The 929-nt window shown below is 44.0% G+C and carries 2 protein-coding genes and 1 pseudogene; 1 reads left to right on the plus strand and 2 read right to left on the minus strand.

The features are described from left to right. A partial coding sequence (locus GS12_RS22680; protein WP_034951276.1) for an IS3 family transposase occupies window positions 1-185 on the plus strand: 185 nt, incomplete at its 5' end. A 20-nt stretch (window positions 186-205) separates the two neighbouring features. Here the strand turns inward: GS12_RS22680 and GS12_RS22685 are convergent. Next, window positions 206-592: pseudogene (locus GS12_RS22685) on the minus strand (LD-carboxypeptidase); the annotation flags it as partial. Window positions 593-712: 120 nt separating this feature from the next. Continuing rightward, the coding region (locus GS12_RS23905) for an IS30 family transposase (protein ID WP_152601479.1) at window positions 713-929 on the minus strand (217 nt) is incomplete at its 5' end.

Raw genomic sequence — 929 nt, forward strand, 5'->3', positions numbered from 1 at the left:
TTTTCCAGTTGCTGAAGCGTGAACGGATAAAGAAAAAGATCTATGGAACGCGGGAAGAAGCCCGCAGCGATATTTTTGATTACATCGAAATGTTTTATAACAGTAAGCGTCGGCATGGTTCGAGTGATCAGATGCCACCGACGGAATATGAAAATCAATATTATCGACGGCTCAGAAGTGTCTAGATTATCCGTGGCGATTCACAGCCCGAAATTGTCGTCAGTGGAAAATGAAGTGTACTAAGGTCAGAAAAACCCACAAACCATTTTGGTTCAGACCGAGCTAACAGATTAAAATCAATCAACTCCAATAATTCCATAGCCAGATCACCACCCCAAGGGGGCATAACAGCTTTTATGTCTGGATCAGTAAGATAAGACATTAATTCGTCAGCGCGAGAAAACTTAGTGGAACTTTTATTTTTGTGCTGTGAGCGTAAGCAGCCTCCTTCGCGCACTTGGAAGCCTTTTTTCTTAAGGTTTGCGATGGCGAGTTCCAACCTGGGGTGCAGGTGCTCAGGTACGCCGGAAGATGGAGCTGTTACACCAATAACATCTCCTGGAACCAGATTGGGTGGAAAGAGGACATTCATGTATAAATCCTTTTCAGAACATGTAGAAATCCATAATCCATAAATAAAGCCTGGATGTAAAATCAGCAGCCGAATCCTCCGCTTATTTAACCTGTGAAAGGTCCGCTCCTGGCTGTGAGTTCAACTGATGGACGCAACACACTTATTGAACCGTTCTGCGGGTGATTCATAGTCTAGCGTTTTTCTCGGTCTTTCGTTGAGCTGTCTGGCAACGCTGTTTAGTCTCTGCTGACTGTGAACCGATAAGTCAGTTCCCTTTGGAAAATATTGTCTTAGCAACCTGTTCGTATTTTCATTTGAGCCACGTTGCCAGGGAGATTGAGGATCACAGAAGTAA

This window comes from Erwinia oleae (assembly GCF_000770305.1).
Taxonomy (GTDB): domain Bacteria; phylum Pseudomonadota; class Gammaproteobacteria; order Enterobacterales; family Enterobacteriaceae; genus Erwinia; species Erwinia oleae.